This is a genomic window from Algibacter sp. AS12 (genome assembly GCF_046736315.1).
GTDB lineage: Bacteria > Bacteroidota > Bacteroidia > Flavobacteriales > Flavobacteriaceae > Algibacter_B > Algibacter_B amylolyticus.
In genome coordinates this window covers 2,454,956-2,472,090 of the sequence record NZ_CP151841.1, presented here as the reverse complement: position 1 = coordinate 2,472,090, position 17,135 = coordinate 2,454,956, and the positions used below count along the sequence as shown (strand labels likewise).

The following is a 17,135-nucleotide window of genomic DNA, read 5'->3' as shown; positions in this document are numbered from 1 at the left end:
ATGAAATCTATTTTCTACTTTTTAATATTTATCTGTAATACGCTTTGGCTGTCTGCTCAAGAGTTTGATGTAGAATCGATAAAACTTACTGGGGATAAAAGCAAGCGCATTAATTTAGTGTTTATGGGAGATGGCTACACGGCTTCTGAATTGAATACATTTGTTGAAAACGCCACTAGTTTTACAAATTCTATGTTTAGCCAAAGTCCGTTTAAAGAATATGCAGATTACTTTAATGTTTACGCCATTAAAGTACCATCGACCGAAAGTGGTACCGACCACCCAGGAACTGCTACCGACGTAACAGAACCAGTATTTGATGTTGCAGAAGTGGACACATACTTTAACACCTCTTTTGATATTGGAGGCTATCACAGATTACTTTACACCTATAATTCTAGTACAATTTACGGTGTTTTAGCAGACCATTTGCCAGAATATGACCAACCAATTATTATAGTGAATTCTCTTGAGTATGGTGGTGCTGGTGGTGCTTACGCGATTGCCTCTACAGGTACAAGTGCCGATGAAATTGTGATTCACGAATTAGGGCATTCCCTTTTTGATTTAAAAGACGAATACTATCCAGGTGACGCCTTAGCTAGCGAAGCCATAAACATGACACAGGAAACAAATACTGAAGCTGTTAAATGGAAAAACTGGATTGGCACAAATGGTATTGGCCAATACGCCTATGGAAGTTCTGGAAACCAAGCCACGTGGTTTAGGCCACACCAATTTTGTAAAATGCGTTATTTAGGCTATCCTTTTTGTTCGGTTTGTAAAGAAGGTATTATTGAAAAAATACATAGTTTAATTTCGCCGATAGATAGCTATACGCCAGAAAACACGGTAAACAGCCCTACATTTCCTTTAGATTTTGAACTTAACTTAATTAAACCCGATCCTAATACTTTAGAAAGTGAGTGGACACTTAATGCTGAAAGTTTTGGCAGTAATGTGGACGATGTTACTTTATTAGAATCTGATTTGGTTGAAGGCGCTAACACATTAACAACCATTATTCATGATAATACTTCATTTTTAAGAGTAGATAATCATGAAAATTTTCATGTATATACGGTAACCTGGACGATAAACTATACCACTCTTGGTATTGAAGATATTGAAAGTGAGTCTAGTAATTACAACATATCGCTTTACCCAAACCCAACAACTACTATTTTAAATATAGGTTTTGAAAGCCCATCGGTTCAAAATTTAAAGGTTGAAATTATGAGTATGGAAGGTAAAAAAATTAAACAGACACGTGTTTCTAACTTCGAATCAAAACAGCTAAATATTAGCGGTTTAAGTGCTGGGGTTTACATGACCAACTTCTATTCTAGCAATGTATTAATTGCTAGTAAAAGGCTAATTAAAAATTAACTATTTACTTTCTGGAGGATAACTATTAAGCACCTTTTCTGCAATGGCATTTAAGCGTGCTTCTCGTTTTTCGGGTGTGGATTTTGGGTTAAAACTAGATTCGCTAATGGCTTGCCAAAAGAGTTGCTTTTTACTTTCGTCTACAAAATCGATAGTAATTTGTCGGTTTACATTGGCTTGACCTATTGGTAAGCCTATTGAAATGCCACCACCAACATTTCCCCCACCGCCACCTACGCCTACACCTACTGTTTGACGCTGTGGCTCTTGATATTCTTGACTTTTAATATCTATAAAAAAATCTGGAGTTTCGGAAAAACTAAAGCCTTTGGATTGCATTTTTGCATCGATAGCGTTTAACAAGCGTTTGGTATCTAGTTCGCTTAAACCGGTTTCCATATCGGCATAAAACTGATAGGTTTTATAACTGTTAAAGCTCGTTGTTTTATCGTAATCGTAATTTACACGTATTGGTGCACAAGACACAATTAAGATAGCTAGAATAGCAATTTTTAGAAATTTCATAACAGGTTCTTTTTTTTTATAAAATCAATCAAAAATTATTCCAATATTGAATATTATCTAAAATGCTCGCGTTAGGGATTGCAGAGGAAAGCCCACAGCCTGACGAAGGAAGTGCGAGGACTTGCAACGAAAAGCCCGACCCTCGTGGTAACGCCCAAATTATTTTAATCATTCAACATTTTCCATAAAACATCTTTAAGTTCGGTGATACCTTTTTGTGCCACAGAAGATATAAACATATAAGGAATTGGAAGTTCGTTATCGAGTTCTATTTTCATTTCTGCTTGTAACTCATCGTCCAGCATATCGCATTTTGATATGGCGATAATACGCTCTTTATCTAGCATTTCTGGGTTGTAACGACGAAGCTCATCTAACAGAATATCGTATTGTTTTCTAATATCGTCGGCATCTGCAGGTATCATAAACAATAAAATAGAATTACGCTCTATATGGCGTAAAAAATAATGTCCAAGACCTTTACCTTCGGCTGCACCTTCTATAATTCCAGGAATATCTGCCATAACAAACGTTTGGAAATCGCGATATTTTACAATACCTAAATTGGGTTTAAGTGTTGTAAACTCGTAATCGGCAATTTTAGGTTTTGCAGATGTAACTACAGATAGCAAGGTTGATTTTCCAGCATTTGGAAACCCTACAAGACCAACATCGGCAAGTACCTTTAACTCCATAGTTACGTACTTCTCTTCCATTGGAATTCCTGGTTGAGCGTAACGTGGTGTTTGATTTGTAGAGGTTTTAAAGTGCCAGTTTCCTAGACCACCTTTACCACCTTGGGCTAATATAACTTCCTCTCCATCGAAAGTAATTTCGAAAAGAATTTCATTAGTTTCTGTATCTCGAATTACGGTTCCTAATGGCACATCGATATAAACATCTTCACCATCGGCTCCAAAACTACGACCACTACTTCCGTGCTCTCCATGTCCGGCTCTACTGTGTTTTTTAAATTTAAGGTGTAATAAGGTCCATAAATTTGATTTACCACGAACAATAACATGACCTCCACGACCACCATCTCCTCCATCTGGTCCACCTTTTGTAATATATTTTTCGCGATGTAAATGCACAGAGCCTTTACCTCCGTTTCCGGAAGACACAAACATTTTTACGTAGTCTACAAAGTTTCCCTCAGTCATAGTAATTTATTTTTATTGAAGCTATAAAACCAAAATACGCGACAGCCACTGGCTATACACTATTTAATTTTAAATCCTCTGTAATGATTTAAGTTTAAATTAAAAATACAAAAACTATAACTTCTATTTTAAAAGTTATAGTTTTTAATAATGAGATTCCTAATTATGCAGGAATTTATAATTTATTGATTACAGTACTTAAGCGTTCTGTAATTTCTTCGATACCGCCAATACCATCAACACCAAAATATTTATCTTGAGATGCGTAATAATCTTTTAAAATAGCTGTTTCGTCGTAATACACTTTAATTCTGTTTCTAATAACAGTTTCATCGGCATCATCTTTTCTTCCGCTAGTTTTCCCTCTTTCTAGTAAACGTTTTACTAAAACTTCATCATCAACCTCTAAGGCTATCATTGCATTAATTTGAGAATCTTTGCTATCCATTAACTTATCTAAAGCTTCTGCTTGAGCGTTAGTACGTGGAAAACCATCAAAAATGAATCCATTTGCATCGGCATTTTTTTCTACCTCTGCATTTAACATATCTATAGTAACTTGATCTGGCACCAACTGTCCTTTCTCAATAAAAGATTTAGCCAGCATACCCAAAGCAGTATCATTTTTCATGTTGTATCTAAATACATCACCTGTAGAAATATGTACTAAATTATATTTCTCTTTTAAAAATTCTGCTTGTGTTCCTTTACCTGCTCCTGGAGGGCCAAATAATACTAAGTTAGTCATGTGTTGAGTTTGTTTAATTTGATATACTTCTGGTAAATCTCTTCCTAAACCATCATAATCTAAACCATAGCCTACTATGAATTTGTTAGGAATTTCAATACCTACATAATGTAATTTAAAATCTTTTTTATACGCTTCGGGCTTGTAAAATAGAGTTGCTATTTTTAGTACCTTTACATTTTCGTTTTTAAAAATTCTGTGAATTTCAGCCAGTGTTTTTCCCGTATCTATAATATCTTCTAAAATAATTACGGTTCGCCCTGTTAAATCTTGTGTTAAACCAATTAGCCTTTGTATATCATCGCTAGATTTAACACCCTCGTAAGATGCTAATTTTATAAATGTTACTTCGCAAGGTTTAGGATACTTTTTAACAAAGTCGCTAACCACCATAAACGAGCCATTTAAAACACCTACAAATACTGGTATTTCGTCGCCTACATCTTCAGCAATTTCAATAGCCATACGTTGTAAAGCAGCATCTATCTCTTTGGCAGAAACAAAGGGTTTAAAATATTTATCGTGTAGCTTTATCAAGGGAAATAATTTTTAAAGTCGCAAAGATAATCAATATACTTAATACATTTAGTTTTTAGGCGAAATTGACGTGTAAAAAGAATAAAACACACCTATTACAGTTAAATTTAGCAATCCTATTTTTTTGATTTATGATTTCTCGACTAATTTAAGATTTAAGTGTATTTTTGCGTAACTTTAATAGCGTATTAGCAGTAAAATCATGACAAATTATTTTTCTTCAAAATTTAAACTTGGTATTCTTGGTGGTGGTCAATTAGGCAAAATGTTACTTTACAATACTAGAAAGTTTGACATTTTCACAGCCGTTCTAGATTCTAGTAACGAAGCGCCTTCTAAGATAGCTAGTAACGAATTTCATTTAGGAGATTTAATGGATTATGATGCTGTTTATAATTTTGGTAAACAGGTAGACATTTTAACTATCGAAATAGAAAACGTAAACGTTGACGCCCTAGAAACTCTTGAGAAAGAGGGTGTAAAAGTGTATCCAGCATCAAAAACATTACGTCAAATTCAAAATAAGGCGAAACAAAAATTATTTTATCGCGATCAAAACATCCCAACATCCGATTTTACAAGGTTTGCTTACCTATCGGAAATCGAAGATGCTATTGTAAATGGCGGTTTGCACTTTCCTTTTGTTTGGAAAGCTGCCCAGTTTGGTTACGATGGTAATGGTGTAAAAGTGGTTAGAAAATTAGAAGAACTTGAAGGGTTACCTAAAGGCGAATGTATTGCCGAAGAACTAATTCCTTTTAAAAACGAATTAGCTGTTATTGTGGCAAGAAGCGCATCGGGCGAAATAAAAACCTACCCGGTTGTTGAAATGGAATTTCACCCAGAAGCCAATCAAGTTGAGTACGTAATTTGTCCGGCTAGAATTCCTGATAGTGTGGCTAAAAAAGCTGAAGATGTTGCTTTAAAAACATCGAAGGCGTTTAATCATGTTGGCTTATTAGCTGTTGAAATGTTTCAAACAGAAAACGACGACATTTTAGTTAATGAAGTTGCACCTAGACCTCATAATTCTGGGCACCAAACTATAGAAGCAAGTTATACGTCGCAGTTTGAACAGCATATTAGAGCAATTTTAGATTTACCTTTAGGAAGAACCGATAGTAAAGTTGGCGGAGTTATGGTAAACCTAGTTGGCGCAGAAGGTTATACAGGTAACGTGGTTTATCAAAACATTGAAAACATAATGAAGCTAGATGGTGTAACCCCACATATTTACGGTAAAAAAGAAACCCGACCATTTAGAAAAATGGGTCATGTAACTATTGTAAATGAAGATTTAAATGAGGCAAGACGGGTTGCAGAACTAGTAAAGAAAAGTATAAAAGTTATAAGCGAATAAACATCAATAAAAGCAAAATCCTGATTAGTTAACTTTAGGTTTTTGAAATTAAAAAAATTGTAATTTATATGAAAGTAGGAGTTATTATGGGAAGTAAAAGTGATCTTCCTGTTATGCAAGAAGCCATAGACATCTTAAATGGTTTTGATATTGAAGTTGAAGTAGATATCGTTTCTGCACACCGTACACCCGAAAAACTATTCGATTACGGTAAACATGCACACACTAGAGGTTTTGCTGTTGTAATTGCTGGTGCTGGTGGTGCTGCGCACTTGCCTGGTATGATTGCTTCTTTATCGCCATTACCTGTAATAGGTGTGCCTGTAAAAAGCAGCAACTCTATCGATGGTTGGGACTCTGTACTTTCTATTTTACAAATGCCAGGTGGTGTGCCTGTAGCTACAGTAGCTTTAAACGGCGCGAAAAATGCCGGAATTCTCGCAGCTCAAATTATTGGAAGTAGCGACAAATGTGTGCTAGATAAAATAATTGCTTACAAGGAAGGTCTAAAAATAAAAGTAAACGAATCTGCTAAAGATTTACAATAAAAAAAAGCCCTGAAGTTATTCAGGGCTTTTCAGCTATTAACAAATAATTCTCATGAGTTAGTCACTCTTCGTATTATCGGCTGCAAAAATATACAATATTTACTATGCATACATAGTAAATATTATTTTTAACACATTCATTAAAGAAATGATAAAAAAAACTCTACTTACACCGTTTAAAACTAAATATAATACACCTCCTTTCAGAATAATTGAAAATTCTGATTACCTACCAACCATAACAGAGGCAATAAAAATGGCTAAAAATGAAATTGATGCCATTGTAAACAATCCTGAAAGTCCAACCTTCGAGAACACTATTGTAGCTCTCGATTTTTCTGGAGAGCAGTTGGATAGAATTTCTAGTATTTTCTTTAATTTAAATTCGGCCGAAACGAATGAAGATATTCAAAAAATAGCTCAAGAAGTATCGCCTTTACTTTCAGAATTCAGTAACGACATTACTTTAAATGAAGATTTATTTAAGCGAGTTAAGGCTGTGTATGATGCTAAATCAGAGTTAGATTTAACGGTTGAGCAAACCACACTTCTAGATAAAAAATATAAAGGTTTCTCTAGAAACGGAGCCAACTTACCTGAAGACAAAAAAGACAAACTTAGAGACATTGATAAAAAACTAAGTCAGTTAAGTTTAAAATTTGGCGAAAATGTTTTAGCTGAAACCAACAAGTTTGAAATGCTTATTACAAACGAAGCCGATTTATCTGGACTACCAGAAGGCACGATAGAAGCTGCAAAACAGTTAGCAGAATCTAAAGACAAAGAAGGCTGGTTATTTACTTTAGATTATCCGAGTTACATACCGTTTGTAACCTATGCAGATAATAGAGAACTAAGAAAAAAAATAACCCTAGCAGCCGGTAGCAAAGCGTTTAAAAACGATGCATTAGATAATCAAGATAACGTATTACAAATCACAAAACTTAGGCACGAGCGTGCTAATTTATTGGGCTACAAAACCCATGCGCATTTTGTTTTAGAAGAGCGTATGGCCGAAACGCCTGAAACAGTTCTTAATTTTTCGAATGAATTATTAGAAAAAGCTAAACCAGCAGCACAACAGGAATTTAAAAACCTTGAAAACTTTGCCAAAGAACTCGATAATATTGATCGCTTAGAAAAATGGGATGGCTCATATTATTCCGAAAAGCTAAAGCAGAAACTATACAATTTAGATGACGAAAAACTTAAACCGTACTTTAAATTAGAAAACGTTATTAATGGTGCTTTTACAATAGCTAATAAATTATTCGATTTAAAATTTGAAGAAATTGATACCATTGATAAATACCACAACGATGTTTTAACGTATAAAGTTACAGATAATGATGGCAACTTTATTTCTGTTTTTTATGCCGATTTTTTCCCTAGACCAGGAAAACGAAATGGCGCGTGGATGACCTCATACAAACCACAATACATTTTAAATGGTGAAAATAGCAGACCCCACGTTTCTATAGTTTGCAACTTTACAAAACCAACAAAAAGTAAACCGTCATTATTAACTTTTAACGAGGTTACAACTTTGTTTCACGAATTCGGACATGCACTACATGGTATGTTGGCTAACACCACCTACCCTAGCCTTTCCGGGACAAGTGTATTTTGGGATTTTGTAGAATTACCAAGCCAAGTTATGGAAAACTGGTGTTTCGAGAAAGAAGCCCTGGAGCTTTTCGCCACGCATTATGAAACCGGAGAAGTTATCCCGATGGAATTGGTAGAAAAAATAAAAGAATCGGCTACGTTTCATGAAGGTATGCAAACCTTACGTCAATTAAGTTTTGGCTTATTAGATATGAGTTGGCATGGACAAGATCCTTCAAACATAACAGATGTTAAAGCTTTTGAAACCGTAGTATTTAAAAACACCTCGTTATATCCTGAATCTAAAGAAACCTGTATGAGCACCGCATTTTCTCATATTTTTCAAGGTGGATACTCATCGGGCTATTACAGCTACAAATGGGCCGAAGTTTTAGATGCAGATGCTTTTGAGTATTTTAAAGAAGAAGGTATTTTCAATAAAACAGTTGCTACAAAATTTAAAGACAATGTATTAAGCCAAGGCGGAACCGAAAACCCAATGACGCTTTACAAACGTTTTAGAGGCCAAGAGCCAAAACCTGAAGCGTTATTAAGACGCGCAGGATTAATATAAATTATTAAAAAGAAAAGCTAATCTTAACGATTAGCTTTCTTTTTAAAACAAACTTTCAGTAATTACTGAAAGTTTAAAAAATTTTATTATATTTGTGTCATGCAATACAAAGAAGCAAAAGAAAAATTTATTAGTACATGGGGAAGTTTAGGCACATTATGGGGCATAAACAAGGCTATGGCACAAATTCAATCGTTGCTTTTTATTTCTACTAAAGCGCTATCCATGGAAGAAATCATGGAGGAGTTAAAAATTTCTAGAGGAAACACAAGCATGAATTTACGCCAATTAATGGATTGGGGTATTGTAACTAAAGAGTTAATTCCTGGTGAGCGTAAAGAGTATTTTACCACAGAAAAAGATGTTCAAGAACTAGCAAGACATATTGCAAAAGAACGTAGCCGAAGAGAAATAAAACCTGTCATTAAAATTTTAAAAGAAGTGTCTTCTATTAAAGATGATGGCACTGAAAAAACTAAAGAGCTTATTAAACAAACGAAAGCATTACACGATTTAGCTGAAACAGCAGATGCTATGATGAACAAAATTGTTAATCAAGAACAAACTTGGATTACTAAGTCTTTATTGAAATTAATCAAATAAAAAAATTTAAAACTAAGTTTCAGTAATTTCTGAAAGTTTAAAACAAATAAAAATGAAGAATATAAATTTAACAAACATCCTTATAGCCTTAGTATGGTTCATTAATGGTTTATTCTGTAAAGTTTTAAACTTAGTTCCAAGACATAAAGAAATTGTTTCTAAAATAACAACATCACAATATTCAAAAGAATTGACAATTTTAATTGGTTTCTCTGAAATACTTATGACACTTTGGATATTAAGTAGAATAAAACCAAAACTCAATGCCTTAGTTCAAATAGCAATTATTGTTTTAATGAATATTATAGAATTCATTTTGGTTCCACATTTATTAATGTGGGGCAAGTTCAATGGTTTATTTGCGCTATTATTAATCACAATTATTTACTTAAACAATTTCATTTTCAACAAAACAACAAAACTAAGCCGTTATGCTTTCAACTCTTAAAAATCATCCATTTGCTGTAGAAGCTTTTCTTGAAAGCTCATTAGTTTTAACTTTTGCTATTCCAAAAGATGAACTTGAAACTTTAATTCCCAAATGTTTAGAACTAGATACATTCAAAAACAAGTGGGCTTTTGTTGCCGTTGCTATGGTACAGACGAAAAACTTACGACCAAAAGGCTTTCCAAATTTCTTAGGAAATGACTTATTCTTGATTGGTTATAGAATTTTTGTTAGATATACAACTAGTCAAGGAAAACGATTAAGAGGTTTATATATTTTAAAATCTGAAACAGACAAAAATAAAATGGCTTTTATGGGTAATATTTTTACAAATTACAATTATTCCACTACAGATATAAACATCAATGAAAACGAGATAAGTTCTGAGCAATCAAAATTTAAAATAAAATTTGACTTAAAAGAAAAAGAAGCGGAATTACCCATAAACTCCCCTTTTTCAAATTGGAAAGAAGCTAGACGTTTTGCAGGTCCTCTCCCATTTACATTTACATACAACGAAAAGACCAAAGCTGTTTTAATTATTGAAGGTGTTAGACAAAACTGGAAACCAAGTCCAATTAAAATACCACATTATGACATTGATTTTTTAAACAGTTTTGGTTTAAAAAAACCAATTCTAGCTAATGCATTCATTATAAATAACATTCCATATTACTGGAAAAAAGGAAAAATAGACTCATGGAACTAAAAAGAAAAAAATTTCAAGGTGTTTTAAATATTTTGAGTTTCAACAGACACTTTTATGTAATTGGTTTAATTGTAATGTTGTTATTATTTTTAAGCAAAATACTTATAGAATGGAACGATATATTGTTTTGGGGCGTAATTATCGCTTTTGTATACGGCTTAATTACACCATTGTTAATATCTGCATATGTATATGATTTCTCTAGATATTATAGTTTTGAATGGTTAAAAAAACTAGACATCGCTACTGAAACAAACCAGAAAATAGTTAATATAAATGCTGGTTTTGACGAAACAAGTTTTATCATAAAAAATAAGATACCTAATTCTAATCTTAGCGTTTTCGATTTTTACAATCCTGACAAACACACTGAAGCTGCAATTGTTAGAGCACGAAAAGTAAGCTTAATATATCCTGACACAAAGCAAATAAAATCTAGCGATATTCCTTTAGAAGATAACACGGTAGATATTGTGTTTCTTTTATCTGCAGCGCATGAAATTCGTTCAAATAAAGAGAAAGTTGTTTTTCTGAAAGAATGCAAACGTATTGTAAAGAACAATGGGCAAGTTATTTTAGTAGAGCACTTAAGAGACTTACCAAATTTTTTAGCTTTTTCGGTTGGTTTTACTCATTTTTTCTCAAAACGAACATGGATTAAAGCATTTAAAGATGCTGACTTCAAAAACTTTACAGAGCATAAATTCACACCATTTATGTCAGTTTTAAAATTCAATTAAACACTAAAATTATGAACATACATTTACAAATAATTGGTTTTTTATTGATAGTATTGGCTATGATTCACATAGTGTTTCCAAAATATTTTAACTGGAAAACAGAGCTTCAATCCTTGAGTTTAATAAACAAACAAATGTTTGGTGTACATACTTTCTTTATTGCGCTTACTGTTTTTTTAATGGGCTTACTTTGTTTAGTTTCAAGTGAGGAATTAATAACTACAAGCCTCGGCAAAACTGTATGTTTAGGTTTAGCTTTTTTCTGGGGTATTCGATTTGTATTCCAACTTTTTGTCTATTCTTCAAAGCTTTGGAAAGGAAAAATATTTGAAACGATTACTCATATTTTCTTTACGTTTCTTTGGCTCTACTTTACTATAATTTTTACAAGCATTTTTCTAAAATAACTTAATATGAAATCAATAGCAATAAACCAACCAAAAGATAGAGAAACCAATCGCATAGAAATGATTGATTTTTATAACAAAGCTACTGAAGATTACGAATTCTGGAGCAACGATTTCAATATGCATTTTGGATATTTTTTTCCTTTAAGAACCAATCTTTTCAAGAGAGATACGATGCTTAATGAAATGAATAATCAAGTTATAAAACGTTTAAAAATTATTAAAGGCAAAAAAACATTAGCCGATTTAGGTTGCGGTATGGGTGGCAGCATGCGATATGCCTTAAAAAAGAATAAAAATCTTTCTGCTTTTGGTGTTACCTTATCAGATTTTCAAACTGAAAAAGGAAATGAATTATTAAAAGATTTAAACGGCACTATTTTAAAAGAAAACTATAATAACACTTCATTTTCTTCAAACAGTTTTGATGCAGCTTTGGCTATTGAAAGTTTTTGTCATTCTGGGCACAGCAGTAAATCATTAAAGGAAGCGTTTCGAATTTTAAAACCGAAAGGCAAACTCGTGATTACTGATGCGTTTCTTAAAAAAGATTCCTCTAAACTATGTTATGGTAGCAACTACGCTTATCAAAACCTTTGTAATCATTGGAGTTTGGAAAAATTAGAGACTATTAAAAACATGGCTAATAAATTAAAGCAACAAGGGTTTTCTAAAATTGAAATTGAAGATGCTTCGTTTAGAGTTGCTCCTTCTGTTTTGCATGTGCCATTTGCAATTTTTGGATTTGCGATAAAAAAATTTTTAAAGACTAAAACGTTAAAACGAGAGAGTTTGCATAACTTAAAAGGGTCGTTTTATGCGCTACTTTCTGGATTACATATGAGAAGTTTTGGTTACTATATAATCACTTGTACAAAATAACAAAAACGCTGAAGGCTACACTATAATTGGCAGATCATCCCGCGCTAGGGATAGTAGTGAAAAGCCCACAGCTTTTGCGCCTTAGCGCACAAGCGAGGACTTGTAGCGGATAGCCCGACCCTTTTGGGGTAGCGCCCTAAACATTTTTATTAGGAACGAAGAATAACTTTTATTGAATTCCATTTTTTTAGCTTATTTTTGAAACTTATAGAAAACACGACATGACAATGCCCAACCATCAAATTGATCCTGATAAGTGGATCGACTTATATGCCGATTACCTCTTTAATTACACCATAACGCGTGTAAGTGATAGAGATAAGGCTCAAGACTTGGTGCAAGACACGTTTTTGGCGGGTTTAAAGTCTATGAAAAACTTTAAGGGAGAGGCTAGCGAACGTACTTGGCTCATTTCAATTTTAAAGCGAAAAATTATAGATCACTACCGCAAAATTAATTCTAACAAGGGAAAAGCCGAAGTAAGAATTAATTATAACGATAGCGAAAGTGAAGGTGATTGGCTAGAAGAACGTGTAGCAGATCCGTTTGATAAAACAGCAGAAGACACCTTACAAAACAACGAATTAGGCGACGCTATACACAACTGTTTGGGTAAATTGCCAACAAAACAATCTGAAGTTTTTAAAATGAAAACCATACTTGGTTATGAAACAGAAGTTATTTGTAATGAATTAAATATTACAGCGTCTAATCTATGGGTTATCATCCACAGAGCTAGAACAGCCATGGCTGATTGTTTAAAAGAAAATTGGTTTTAATTATGAGTAATATAAGATTTATGATTCCTTGCGAAGAAGCAAATCATGTTTGTGATAAATCACAATACAAAAATGCCAGCTTAAAGGAAAAGATATTGCTAAACTTGCATTTAATTTTTTGTAGAGCTTGTAGAAAGTATTCTTCTAACAATGCAAAACTTACTAAAACTATTAAAAAAGCAGAAGTTGAGTGTTTAGATAAAAAATGTAAAGAAGCTATGAAAGAAGATTTTAATCAGGCTTTAAAAGAAGTTTCTAATTAATTAGAAATACTAAAAGAAGCCATAAAATTGGCAATCCTTCTACCCAAAAAGAACAATAATATTTATTTTGGTCTATTTTACTTAAACGCATAAGAATTGCGGTTAATACAGATATAATGAGTAATGCTAAAATGGTGTTTCCATGAGTTTCATTTTTTAGAAATTCTAATGCAAAAAAGCCAACCAATAATAACACACCTAGGTTTTTAGTTTTTTTGACACCTAATTTTTGTGGTATTGTAGAGAGGTTAAGAGCATCATACTTTAAATCTCGAATCTCGAACGGCAGCATTAATATTAGCACATATAAAAAACGCTGTACACCCAAAATTATCACATCTGCATTAACAGAATAATCGGCATTTATTATTGGCACAAAAACAGTTACTCCAGCCCAAACTAAAGCTATTAAATACACCTTAATTCCACTTACGTTTCTTAAGTTACTTTTTTGCTTTGAAAAAACGGGAATGGCATAAAAAACGGTTAACACAGCTAAACCCAAAAGAAAAACATACGTTCTAACTTCTAGTTTTAACGCGTAATAACACATCAATAAAAAGCAAATAAAGGATAATATCTGTATCCATTTTAGCCAATTGGTTAAACGTCTATGATGAAATTTTGCCACCCCAAAATACTTCACAAAATTATAACCTGTAATAGTAGCAAAAAATAAGAAAAGTAAAACGGTATGACTTGCAGGAAACCCAACGGTTAAAAACGTAATCCACGTTAAGGAAACCACCGAAAAAGCGACGTGAATACTACTATTTATATAAAAGTTAAAAAGCTGCTTCAATAACTGCATATAGCAAATGTAACTAAAGTGTTGATAACGTTTAGTAATAGTTAAAAACTTTCCAAAACGCTCCATAAAACACATCTAATATTATGTATTTTTGCGAAATATATAAAAGATTTTTGCTTAATGAATACAAACGCTTTCGCTTTGCGTCATATCGGTCCTAGGGAAGATGACCAAAAACAAATGTTAAACACTATTGGTTTAGATACGTTAGATGAATTAATTTACGAAACTATACCTGACGATATTCGTTTAAAAAAAGAGTTAAATTTAGATGAACCAATGACGGAGCATGAGTATTTACTTCATATCCATGATTTATCTAAAAAAAACAAAGCATACAAAACATATATAGGTTTAGGCTACCACCCTACCATTTTACCGGCTGTAATTCAAAGAAACATTCTAGAAAATCCGGGTTGGTACACGGCATACACGCCTTACCAAGCCGAAATTGCTCAAGGTAGATTAGAGGCCTTATTAAATTTCCAAACCATGGTTATAGACCTAACGGGAATGGAAATTGCAAACGCCTCTTTACTAGATGAAAGTACTGCTGCTGCCGAGGCCATGAGTTTACTTTTTGCCGTTCGTGAACGCGATCAGAAAAAAGCAGGCATCAATAAGTTTTTTGTTTCCGAAAACATATTACCACAAACTTTATCTTTATTACAAACTAGAGCAAATCCTATTGGAATTGAACTTGTAATTGGTAAGGAAGAAGCTTTTGATTTTTCGGAAGAATTTTTTGGAGCCATATTGCAATACCCAGGAAAAGACGGGCAAATTACAGATATAAAATCATTTATTAGTCAGGCTAGTAATGCTAGAATTAAAGTAGCTGTTGCAGCCGATTTTTTAAGTTTAGTAAAACTAGAAGCTCCAGGTAAATTTGGAGCAGATGTTGTTATAGGAACCACACAACGTTTTGGAATCCCGATGGGATATGGTGGTCCTCACGCCGCTTATTTTGCAACTAAAGAAGCTTATAAACGTGATTTACCAGGACGTATTATCGGTGTAACTAAAGATGCCAATGGTAACCGCGCTTTACGTATGGCTTTACAAACCAGAGAACAGCATATTAAACGAGATAAGGCAACATCTAATATTTGTACAGCTCAAGTTTTATTAGCGGTTATGGCAAGTATGTATGGGGTTTATCATGGTCCTAAAGGTTTAAAATTTATCGCCAATAAAATTCATAATAAAACCGCGACTTTAGCAAGTGCTCTAGAGAAGTTAGGATACAATCAAATAAACACCTCTTACTTTGATACCCTTCAAATAAAAACAAAGGCAAAAAAAATAAAAAAGGTAGCTACAAAAAAGAAGGCTAATTTATTTTATCCAGATTCAAAAACCGTTACGATTTCAATTAACGAAACAACCTCAATTCGCGATATCAATTATTTGATTGCCATATTTGCCGAAGCTGCTAAAAAGGAAACGATTACAATTTCTGAAATAGAACAAGCCAACAACATTTCGGAAACAATACAAAGACAATCTGATTTTTTAAACGACGTTGTTTTTAACACACACCATTCTGAAACAGAATTAATGCGCTACATAAAATCTTTAGAGCGTAAAGATTTAGCATTAAACCACTCTATGATTTCATTAGGATCGTGTACCATGAAACTTAATGCGGCATCAGAAATGCTTCCTTTAAGTTGGTTTAAATGGGGAAATATTCATCCTTTCGCACCTTTAAAACAAGCTAAAGGCTATTTAACTATTTTAAAAGAGTTGGAAGACCAATTAACAGAAATTACTGGTTTTGCTGCAACATCATTACAGCCTAACTCTGGTGCACAGGGTGAATTTGCTGGTTTAATGGTAATAAAAGCGTATCACGAATCGCGTAACGATCACCACAGAAACATTTGCTTAATACCATCCTCCGCACATGGCACAAACCCTGCAAGTGCGGTTATGGCAGGTATGAAGGTTGTGGTAACAAAATCGACTGCCGAAGGTAATATTGATGTTGACGATTTACGTGAAAAAGCGGAACTTCATAAAGATAATCTTTCTGCCTTAATGGTAACCTATCCATCTACACATGGTGTTTACGAATCGGCTATTAAAGAAATTACTAAAATAATACATGATAACGGCGGACAAGTGTATATGGATGGTGCAAATATGAATGCTCAAGTTGGTTTAACCAACCCAGGACATATTGGTGCCGATGTTTGTCACCTTAACTTACACAAAACGTTTGCCATACCGCATGGTGGTGGTGGTCCAGGTGTAGGTCCAATTTGTGTTGCTGAACAACTGGTACCATTTTTACCTGGAAGTCCATTAGTAAAAGTTGGAGGTAAACAAGCTATTACTGCTATTTCGGCAGCGCCTTTTGGTTCTGCTCTAGCCTGTTTAATATCTTATGGTTACATTAAAATGCTTGGTGCACAAGGCTTAACAGAATCTACAAAGATTGCCATTTTAAATGCTAACTATATTAAGCAACGCTTACAAGGTAATTTTGATACATTATATTCAGGCGAACGCGGTCGTGCAGCTCATGAAATGATTGTAGATTGTCGTCCGTTTAAAGCAAACGGCATTGAGGTTACAGATATCGCAAAACGATTAATGGATTATGGTTTCCATGCGCCAACGGTATCTTTTCCGGTAGCAGGAACTTTAATGATTGAGCCTACAGAAAGTGAAAGCAAAGCAGAAATAGATCGCTTTTGTGATGCTATGATTTCAATAAAAAAAGAAATAGACAACGTAACTAAAGAGGATGCAAATAACGTATTAAAAAATGCTCCACATACACTACATATGATTACAGCAAACAACTGGGACTTCCCTTATTCTCGTGAAGCAGCAGCCTTCCCACTAGAGTATGTAAGAGATAATAAGTTTTGGCCAAGTGTAAGACGTGTGGATGATGCTTATGGAGACAGAAACTTAATTTGTTCTTGCGTACCAATTGAAGCTTATGCCGAAGCCTAAAATAACATGTTGAACATCGTAATTTTAATCAATATTGAATAGCTATTAACTGAGAACCGCGTAATTTAGTA

Annotated in this window: 17 protein-coding genes; 13 read left to right on the top strand and 4 right to left on the bottom strand. The window is 33.6% G+C overall.

The window, feature by feature from the left end:
* Entirely contained in the window at window positions 1-1,389 is a 1,389-nt protein-coding gene (locus AAFN75_RS10335) for a M64 family metallopeptidase (protein WP_411806267.1), read from the top strand.
* On the opposite strand, the gene AAFN75_RS10330 is transcribed toward AAFN75_RS10335, so the two are convergent.
* The 3 genes from AAFN75_RS10330 to AAFN75_RS10320 all read right to left on the bottom strand — a co-directional run bounded on the left by AAFN75_RS10330 (window position 1,390) and on the right by AAFN75_RS10320 (window position 4,362).
* Complete coding sequence (locus AAFN75_RS10330) at window positions 1,390-1,914, bottom strand: DUF4136 domain-containing protein (RefSeq protein ID WP_411806266.1); 525 nt, start codon at window positions 1,912-1,914, stop codon at window positions 1,390-1,392.
* Window positions 1,915-2,078: 164 nt separating this feature from the next.
* Entirely contained in the window at window positions 2,079-3,077 is a 999-nt protein-coding gene (gene obgE / locus AAFN75_RS10325) for a GTPase ObgE (protein WP_411806265.1), read from the bottom strand.
* 175 nt (window positions 3,078-3,252) lie between these two features.
* On the bottom strand, window positions 3,253-4,362 hold the full coding sequence (locus AAFN75_RS10320; protein ID WP_411806264.1) for an adenylate kinase: 1,110 nt from the start codon (window positions 4,360-4,362) through the stop codon (window positions 3,253-3,255).
* A 202-nt stretch (window positions 4,363-4,564) separates the two neighbouring features.
* Here AAFN75_RS10320 and AAFN75_RS10315 point away from each other — a divergent pair, with 202 nt between their 5' ends.
* From AAFN75_RS10315 to AAFN75_RS10265, 11 genes are all read left to right on the top strand, one after another.
* Window positions 4,565-5,722, top strand: a complete 1,158-nt coding sequence (locus tag AAFN75_RS10315) for a 5-(carboxyamino)imidazole ribonucleotide synthase (protein WP_411806263.1) — start codon at window positions 4,565-4,567, stop codon at window positions 5,720-5,722.
* Window positions 5,723-5,790: 68 nt separating this feature from the next.
* Window positions 5,791-6,270, top strand: coding sequence for a 5-(carboxyamino)imidazole ribonucleotide mutase (purE, locus tag AAFN75_RS10310; RefSeq protein WP_092847836.1), 480 nt, complete (start codon window positions 5,791-5,793; stop codon window positions 6,268-6,270).
* Between the two features lie 148 nt (window positions 6,271-6,418).
* Window positions 6,419-8,452, top strand: a complete 2,034-nt coding sequence (locus tag AAFN75_RS10305; protein ID WP_411806262.1) for a M3 family metallopeptidase — start codon at window positions 6,419-6,421, stop codon at window positions 8,450-8,452.
* A gap of 99 nt (window positions 8,453-8,551) precedes the next feature.
* Window positions 8,552-9,055 carry a GbsR/MarR family transcriptional regulator gene (locus AAFN75_RS10300; RefSeq protein WP_411806261.1) on the top strand — a complete coding sequence of 168 codons (504 nt, stop codon included), beginning with the start codon at window positions 8,552-8,554 and terminating at the stop codon, window positions 9,053-9,055.
* A gap of 52 nt (window positions 9,056-9,107) precedes the next feature.
* Window positions 9,108-9,503, top strand: coding sequence for a DoxX-like family protein (locus tag AAFN75_RS10295; RefSeq protein WP_411806260.1), 396 nt, complete (start codon window positions 9,108-9,110; stop codon window positions 9,501-9,503).
* Window positions 9,487-10,212 carry a DUF2071 domain-containing protein gene (locus AAFN75_RS10290; protein ID WP_411806259.1) on the top strand — a complete coding sequence of 242 codons (726 nt, stop codon included), beginning with the start codon at window positions 9,487-9,489 and terminating at the stop codon, window positions 10,210-10,212. Before AAFN75_RS10295 ends, AAFN75_RS10290 begins: the two co-directional genes overlap by 17 nt.
* A complete protein-coding gene (locus AAFN75_RS10285) occupies window positions 10,203-10,952 on the top strand; it encodes a class I SAM-dependent methyltransferase (protein WP_411806258.1) in 750 nt (249 codons plus the stop codon). The genes AAFN75_RS10290 and AAFN75_RS10285 overlap by 10 nt, the downstream gene beginning before the upstream one ends.
* 11 nt (window positions 10,953-10,963) lie before the next feature.
* Window positions 10,964-11,359 carry a hypothetical protein gene (locus tag AAFN75_RS10280; protein WP_411806257.1) on the top strand — a complete coding sequence of 132 codons (396 nt, stop codon included), beginning with the start codon at window positions 10,964-10,966 and terminating at the stop codon, window positions 11,357-11,359.
* A gap of 6 nt (window positions 11,360-11,365) precedes the next feature.
* Window positions 11,366-12,241, top strand: a complete 876-nt coding sequence (locus tag AAFN75_RS10275) for an SAM-dependent methyltransferase (protein ID WP_411806256.1) — start codon at window positions 11,366-11,368, stop codon at window positions 12,239-12,241.
* A gap of 227 nt (window positions 12,242-12,468) precedes the next feature.
* A complete protein-coding gene (locus AAFN75_RS10270; protein WP_411806255.1) occupies window positions 12,469-13,020 on the top strand; it encodes a sigma-70 family RNA polymerase sigma factor in 552 nt (183 codons plus the stop codon).
* A 2-nt stretch (window positions 13,021-13,022) separates the two neighbouring features.
* Window positions 13,023-13,283, top strand: a complete 261-nt coding sequence (locus AAFN75_RS10265) for a hypothetical protein (RefSeq protein ID WP_411806254.1) — start codon at window positions 13,023-13,025, stop codon at window positions 13,281-13,283.
* Here AAFN75_RS10265 and AAFN75_RS10260 read toward each other — a convergent pair.
* Window positions 13,276-14,094, bottom strand: coding sequence for a hypothetical protein (locus AAFN75_RS10260; RefSeq protein WP_411806253.1), 819 nt, complete (start codon window positions 14,092-14,094; stop codon window positions 13,276-13,278). The genes AAFN75_RS10265 and AAFN75_RS10260 overlap by 8 nt on opposite strands.
* A gap of 120 nt (window positions 14,095-14,214) precedes the next feature.
* Between AAFN75_RS10260 and gcvP the strand changes: the two genes are divergently transcribed.
* The gene (gene gcvP, locus AAFN75_RS10255) at window positions 14,215-17,064 is read left to right on the top strand and encodes an aminomethyl-transferring glycine dehydrogenase (protein WP_411806252.1); all 2,850 of its coding nucleotides are present in this window, start codon (window positions 14,215-14,217) and stop codon (window positions 17,062-17,064) included.
* The last annotated feature ends 71 nt before the right edge of the window (window positions 17,065-17,135 follow it).